The sequence below is a fragment of the Desulfosporosinus sp. OT genome, from assembly GCF_000224515.1.
Lineage (GTDB): Bacteria > Bacillota > Desulfitobacteriia > Desulfitobacteriales > Desulfitobacteriaceae > Desulfosporosinus.
The window spans coordinates 40,873-47,845 of record NZ_AGAF01000243.1 but is presented as its reverse complement, the minus strand read 5'-3'; the positions used below and the strand labels follow the sequence as shown (position 1 = coordinate 47,845).

The window sequence follows — 6,973 nt, the reverse complement described above, 5'->3', positions numbered from 1 at the left end:
GGTATAAGCTGCCATATCAATCGCTATGCCTAAGTGGTGACCTGAAAAACCAATCTCTTTAACTCTAGTCTCAAATGTTTCTTTTAATCGAACAATCTCTAAAAGACATATATCTTCAAATGGTACGGGGTAACCTGAAGTACAACTATAAATCACCAAGTCATTATTACGATTTTTATCTTCAAACAATTGAACGATTTGTTCTTCTTCGTCATGTGTTGTCATCCCAAAAGAAAGATGAATTTCGCCTTTATAGTTATCACAGAGCCATTTGAGCATTTCATAATGATTGTTGCAAGCCGAAGGAATCTTAATAAATTCTGGTCCCAAGGAAGCAATCTCTTTTGCTGAAGTCAAATCCCATACGGATGTGCTATAAGTAATTCCTAACTCTTCACACCATTTTTTAAGCTGTGCATGCTGTTCTATCGTAAATTCCAGAAATTCACGATGCGCACCATAGGTATCACCGTAAGAATTTACTGGATTTGGATGGGGGGCGAAGTACTGCTCCGCCGTTAGTAACTCTTTGTTGCATCTTTTCTGAAACTTGATCGCATCTGCCTTGCAGAAAACAGCTGCAACTTTAATTAACTTATGTGCAATCTCCATTTGCCCCATGTGATTGCATCCTGCCTCTGCGATTACGTAAGGCTTTTTGTAGTTAGTCATGATTTATACCTCTTTACTTTAAATTAATTTACAAATTCAACATTCGCTGAGCAAAATTGACATAACCTCTATATGACTAATAGGGCGGTATCATTGGAAGGTAGATTAGAACAAAAGGAATTTTATGTGTAAGAAAATATCATGAATTGAAAGTTCAAACCAGTCTTCGGTAACTATTTAACAATTCAAAAAAGTCATGATAAGTTGGTGTCAGGAATCAGCACTTAATCGTATCACCTGAGACACATAATTTCAATTATTGAATTACACTCTGAAGCTGAAAAAGACATTTGTTACCGAGCAAAATAGCTAAATAGCTTTTCGACAAATTCCGGGAAGTACCAGTCCCCCGGACGCATTAAAACCTTGAGGCCACTGGACGGTAAATCGCTCATTGTTCACAACATTTTAACGGCACTAACGTGTCCGCAAATTTCCCGCTGCATCGTCAGTACTGATGATGCGGTGATTAAGCAGGTGAGTGTGGCTTGGGGAGCAAGAGGTATTGGATCGTCCGACCGAATTAGTTACAGATACCGCTCTGAGTAGAGACGTAGTTATGGCGGTGTTGTTATCGTTGCGGGAACAAGAGTGTTTGCCGGATTATTTTGTGTTGTTGCAGCCTACATCGCCCTTGCGAAATGCTGTACATATCTCTGAGTGTATTCAGTCTTTTTTTTGTTGCCCATAAAACATCTGTACTTAGCGTTACTGAGACAGAGCACACCATCCCTATGAAAGTGTTTATATATGCGAAAGATTATTAGCAATGTTTATTCTGAAACTGGAAAGTGATACCCAAAAACGATAAAATACTCTTTTATTCTTAAAGTCATTGCCATAGTAAAAAATCCTTTCGAGCAGAATAATGCCGTGGTCATTATAGCGGGGTTGACTGATCATGTAAAACTAGATATGCAATGCAAGGCTAGTGATGCGAGCACAAAAAATAGCCACTAGTTTAGGTCTAGCGAGCGAGTGACCTTAGTGATCTTAAGAGCTAGGAGCATGCTTTAATATATGAATAAAGAAAAATAATTGAGTAGCCCTAAAGATTTCTCTCCAGTGTGCCGATAAAGAACTAAGAGAAAATCGAGTTGAGGTGTTCAATTTGGATATAGGTGCCATACAAACAGCTGCCAAGGAGGGGTCTGCCTATGCTACTAAGGAGACTTTGATTGTTCAGCCTGTAACCAAGGTTCAAGTCGGGGTTAGCAGTGATGTATCCGCTGCAACGGTGATTAGCCCGGATAAAGTCCATCAAGAACCGGTCAAGGTACAAGATGTGAAAAAAATGACCGAGGCCGTGAATCAGTTCATGCATGAAATTGATACGAATATTCATTTTAAGTATCATGAAAAGGCACAAGAACTGATGGTTCAGGTTGTTGACCAAGCAACAGATAAAGTGATCAAAGAGATTCCTACCCACGAATTTCTTGATACCATAGCTTCAATTCGCAGTCTAGTGGGAATTCTCTTAGACAAAAAAATATAATTGCAAATTCTAATCTGGTTAGGAGGGATCTAATATGTCAACTAGTTCAACCAGTTCAACCAGTTCAACCAGTTCGTTAGCCGGGACTTATGGACTTTCTGGTTCGGGTATTGACGTTGATGCCATCGTAAAGGCCTTAATGACTGCTCAGCAAACAAAATTGGATAAACTAACCCAACAGAAAACAGTCTTACAATGGCAGAAGGCTGCCTACAATACGGTATATGATGATATCAGTACTTTCAGTAGTGCGATGTCTAATTATAAACTTCAAAAAACGTTGTCCCCCAATACGGTATCGACGAGCAACACCTCGGTAGTCACTGCCAAAGCAAGTGCAGCGGCCTTGGACGGCACACATTCCTTGGTGGTAGCCCAACTAGCCAGTAGTGCAAATCTGACGAGTAGGGCTGATATTACCCCAGCCGGTACGGCTGTGGGTGGGAAAATCGTTGATCAGCTTTATGGCGGGACTACGCCAACTGGATCGCTTACTGTGACGATAGCTAATGGAGACTCGAGTGCGGAGATTACCGTGGATCCCGAGGGAACTCTGAATGATCTTGTAAGCCAGATCAATAATGCAGGGATCGATGTTCAGGCTAGTTATGACAGCACCTTGGATCGTTTTTTTTTGACGAGCACGAATACTGGGTCTGCAGCTGAGATTAGCATTACGGACAGCACCTCAAACGTTGCTGGTGATACGAGCGGGACGGATTTTTTTGTCAATAAGTTGAAACTAGATTTGACCTTGGATTCAGGTTCTTACATCAGCAAGGGCAAAGATGCAGTGTTTCAACTTGATGGAGCAATTTTAACCGAGGCCAGCAATTCTTTCACTATTTCGAATGTCTCTTACACACTGACTGGGGTCTCTTCGGGTGTAACCGGTTTTGACGTCGCTGCTAATACTATTACCGGGGGGATAGCGACGAGTGTGAGTGTGAGTAACGATGTAGATAGTGCGGTAAAGAATATCCAGTCCTTAGTAGATTCATATAATACAATCTTGGAGGAGCTCAATGATAAGGTGTCGGAAGCAAGGTATACTGATTATCCTCCGCTTACGGACGCTCAGGAAGCCGATATGTCAGAGTCAGAAATTAAGAAATGGAATGAGAAAGCAGAGAGCGGGATGCTCTATAACGACTCTACCCTGACAAGTCTGATCAACACCATGAGAAGTGCTTTTTCAGCTGTTGTTTCAGGTAGTAACAGTACGTATAATAGTGCCTCATCAATTGGGATTACCACGGGCGAATATACTGAGGGCGGCAAGCTGCACTTGGATACAGATAAACTAGAGGCCGCCTTGAGTGCTGATCCCAATGTGTTGTATGAACTGTTTGGAGCACCTGGAACAGCGGTGACAACAACAACTGCTGGGGGTGTGACAACCACAACGAAAACGGCAGCTGATGGGACAACGACAACCACAACGGCAACGGCAGCGGCCGGGGCAGCGGATGGGACTACAACGTCGACTGAATGGTCAAGCCAAGGAATTTCCGGACGGATTTATGATAGTCTGAACAGCGTAAGATCTAAATTGAGAACGATAGCCAGTACTTCGTCACTGACTGAAACAGATAGCAGTAGCAATTATGCCCTGAGAATCATTGCGCTCAACAAACAAATTACATCTGCCGAAGATACCTTTGACATGATGCAGGATACCTATTATAAGCAGTACAATGCTATGGAGGTAGCTTTGCAATCGCTGAGTTCGCAGAGCAGTTGGATAACATCAATGCTCGACTCTAGTAGTTGATTAGTAGGGGAGCAAGGAAGTAATTAGGAGGGAATGCAGATGATGAACGCCCAGATGGCTAATGTCTATAAAAATCAGCAGGTGATGACGTCCTCACCTGCTCAGTTGACTTTATTGCTCTATAATGGAGCTTTAAGATTTCTGAGTGAATGCATTTTGGCGACCGAACAGGGAAATATTGAAAAAGCGCATCACGCTAATCAGCGTGTGCAGGCTATCGTGCACGAATTTGTCGTAACATTGGACATGAGCTATGAAATATCGAAAAACTGGGCCCGACTTTATGAATACACGGAACACTGTTTAATTCAAGGGAATATCAAAAGAGATGTGCAACAACTGCAGCAAGCTAAAAATGTGTTGCAAGAGTTACGAGAGGCGTGGGTCGGGGCTATGGAACAGACACATGTCGCTAGAGCAGTAGGCAAGTAGGATGGCTGGCAGGAAAACAAGTGATTTGTGGCAGAATTTTCGCTTTTTGACTAAAGAGATGGAAAAATTTTTGATCAAACAGGATATGCAGCTCTTTTACGACTTGCTGAGTCAGAGAGAACGCCTTCAGACCATCATCTGCCAGACCGCCGATGATAACTATAAAGACTCGCCCGAGGGGCAGAGGGTACTGAATGAAATCCAGCAAGTTAACCAAGTTATCATTTCGAAACTGCAGTCGAGGATGTTGGTCAGTAAGCGGCAACATCAGGTTCGAGAAACCTATAGTGGTGGGAGTCCTACGGATGCTAGTCGGCTAAGTTGGCGACGTTAGCAGAAAGAATGATTTGGACAACAAATTTATGAAGTGAATGAACAAAGCAAAACCTTTTGGCTAGACGTTCTGTGCAAACTAACGTAAGGAGTGATCTATATGGATATAGCGGCTATGTCAGTTATGCTTAATCAAAGTAAAGTTCAAGAACAGGTGGGCATGTCGGTCATGAAAATGGCGATGGGCGTTGAAGCGACGAATGGTGATTCAATTACGTCCTTAGCAGGTGAGTCAACCAAGGCTATGGAATTGTCCGTTCAGCCAAATTTAGGAGCTAGGCTTGACATGCAAGCTTAAGGAATAGCCACTAGTTTAGATTATACCTAGCTAGTGGCTTTGTTAATTTTGAGAGCCGGGGTCTTTGTCTCTGGTTTTTTCAGAGAAGAGCGGGGTGGCAATGAAACTAAGCTTATGTATGATTGTGAAGAATGAAGAGGAGCTCCTGGAGCAAAGCTTACGCCAGCTTTGCCCTTATGTTCAGGAGATCATCGTGGTAGATACGGGCTCCACAGATCGGACGAAGGAGATCGCGTTGAATTTTACCCAGCAGGTCTATGATTTCCCTTGGGTGGATGATTTTGCTGCTGCCAGGAACTTCTCTTTAGAGAAGGCGTCTAATGATTGGGTGTTAGTGCTGGATGCAGATGAAGTCATCACCGAATTTAAGACTGAATCCCTCCGTACTCTCCTCAGGGTCGAAGATCCGATTGTGGGTCGCATCAAACTGATTAATATTGTTGAGGAGAAGCGGATAAGTGAGAGAATAAGCCGTCTTTTTAAGCGCAGCCTGTTTCATTATCAAGGGGCTATTCATGAACAACTCGTCAGAAAAAATGGAGCGCCGTATTATACCGTTTCGCTGGAGATTACGGTTGAACATAGAGGCTATACCCCAGCGGTGATTCAACGTACTCAAAAAATCGCCAGAAATATTAAGCTTTTAGAGAAGGAGGTGGAAAAGCGTCCTTCGGATCCTTATTGGCTATATCAATTAGGTAAAACCTATTATCTGGCCAAGAACTATGATGAGGCAGTCGCTTGCTTTAAACGAGCTTTAGCCTTGCCGTTGAATTTTTCCCTAGAATACGTGGAAAATCTGGTTGAAACTCACGTGTATGCCTTAATTAATTGTAGAAGTTATGCTGAAGCGCTATGTCTCATAAACTACGAGAAGCATTATGCTGGTTCAATTGATTATTTGTTTCTAATGGGCCTTGTCTATATGAATAACGCGAAATTCTCTCAGGCAATCGAACAATTCTTGCAGTGTATTGGGAACCAAGAGGGGAGGGTAGAAGGTATTAATTCCTATTTGCCAAAGTATAATATTGCTGTGATCTATGAGTGTTTGGGATATCGGGTTGAAGCGATTAGTTACTACCAAAAATGCGGAGATTATCCTGCTGCTCTTAAGCGTCTCAGAGAAATTTAGCTTATAGAGTTAAAGTTTCAAAGCTGGATTTCCAATATTAAAAATGAAAATTTTTTAAAAGTCGGTTGTTTTTCAATTGTACCGTTTAGCTAATTTGTGAATAGGTAATTTGAGGAGGAATTTGCCTATGATTAATCCCATTCAACCAAATACCCAATCTACCACGATACCTATGGATACATTTTCTGGGCAAAAAATGGAACGGTCTCAAGAGACTCCTCGGCCCGTCGTCGATCGCAAGCAAGAAATTCCTTCTGCTCGCGAAGAGATTCCACGAGAGGAAGTAGAAAAGGCTGCAGAAAAGCTCAACCGGCTCATGGGAATTATTGATAAGCGCTTAGAGTTTAGGGTTGACGAAAAATCCCAACGAGTTGTGGTAAAGATTATCGACCAACAAAATGGGGAATTACTGGATGAAATTCCATCTCAGCGGGCTTTGGATATTCTAAATTCCTTTAGAGATATGATTGGCTTGCTGTTTGACAAACAAGTCTGAAAGAGCTTTGAACGAAAATAGACTTAAGAAACAAAATAGACTCCGATAAACAGAATGCAAGTTACGCGTTCTGTTTATTTTTTTCCCAAAAGTCCCATAGAAATTTGTCGAATTAACTATATACTGTTCTCCAAGTAGATGCTACTATAGAAAAGAAGTGGATTTACATTGTTTTTTTGGAGGAATTCTAAAAAAGATGGCGAATAATTTATTCGTGCAATATGTCTATTTGTCGGTCGAATAAGGCTACATAAAAATCCTGTGCAACTTTCCAGATAGTATAGCCGGTAACTCATAAAGCAGTTCATAAAATGTCTTATGAAGAAGATAGGAGT

Annotated in this window: 9 protein-coding genes; 8 read left to right on the top strand and 1 reads right to left on the bottom strand. The window is 41.8% G+C overall.

The window, feature by feature from the left end:
* The coding region (locus tag DOT_RS23335) for an N-acetylneuraminate synthase family protein (protein ID WP_040413351.1) at positions 1 to 672 on the bottom strand (672 nt) is incomplete at its 3' end.
* 505 nt (positions 673 to 1,177) lie between these two features.
* On the opposite strand from DOT_RS23335, the gene DOT_RS31155 reads away from it, so the two are divergent.
* From DOT_RS31155 to DOT_RS23300, 8 genes are all read left to right on the top strand, one after another.
* Positions 1,178 to 1,363: a hypothetical protein gene (locus DOT_RS31155; RefSeq protein WP_139024287.1), complete on the top strand. Its 186-nt coding sequence runs from the start codon at positions 1,178 to 1,180 to the stop codon at positions 1,361 to 1,363.
* Positions 1,364 to 1,774: 411 nt separating this feature from the next.
* Positions 1,775 to 2,170 (top strand): flagellar protein FlaG, encoded by a 396-nt coding sequence (locus DOT_RS23330; protein WP_242833906.1) that lies wholly within the window; start codon positions 1,775 to 1,777, stop codon positions 2,168 to 2,170.
* A gap of 34 nt (positions 2,171 to 2,204) precedes the next feature.
* Positions 2,205 to 3,944, top strand: a complete 1,740-nt coding sequence (fliD, locus tag DOT_RS23325) for a flagellar filament capping protein FliD (RefSeq protein WP_009624001.1) — start codon at positions 2,205 to 2,207, stop codon at positions 3,942 to 3,944.
* 39 nt (positions 3,945 to 3,983) lie between these two features.
* The gene (gene fliS / locus DOT_RS23320) at positions 3,984 to 4,376 is read left to right on the top strand and encodes a flagellar export chaperone FliS (RefSeq protein ID WP_009624000.1); all 393 of its coding nucleotides are present in this window, start codon (positions 3,984 to 3,986) and stop codon (positions 4,374 to 4,376) included.
* A 58-nt stretch (positions 4,377 to 4,434) separates the two neighbouring features.
* Positions 4,435 to 4,710: a hypothetical protein gene (locus DOT_RS23315; protein ID WP_242833905.1), complete on the top strand. Its 276-nt coding sequence runs from the start codon at positions 4,435 to 4,437 to the stop codon at positions 4,708 to 4,710.
* A gap of 99 nt (positions 4,711 to 4,809) precedes the next feature.
* Positions 4,810 to 5,007, top strand: a complete 198-nt coding sequence (locus DOT_RS23310) for a YjfB family protein (RefSeq protein ID WP_009623998.1) — start codon at positions 4,810 to 4,812, stop codon at positions 5,005 to 5,007.
* 100 nt (positions 5,008 to 5,107) lie between these two features.
* Complete coding sequence (locus DOT_RS23305) at positions 5,108 to 6,142, top strand: glycosyltransferase (RefSeq protein ID WP_009623997.1); 1,035 nt, start codon at positions 5,108 to 5,110, stop codon at positions 6,140 to 6,142.
* A 127-nt stretch (positions 6,143 to 6,269) separates the two neighbouring features.
* On the top strand, positions 6,270 to 6,638 hold the full coding sequence (locus DOT_RS23300; protein ID WP_009623996.1) for a flagellar protein FlaG: 369 nt from the start codon (positions 6,270 to 6,272) through the stop codon (positions 6,636 to 6,638).
* Positions 6,639 to 6,973 lie beyond the last annotated feature (335 nt).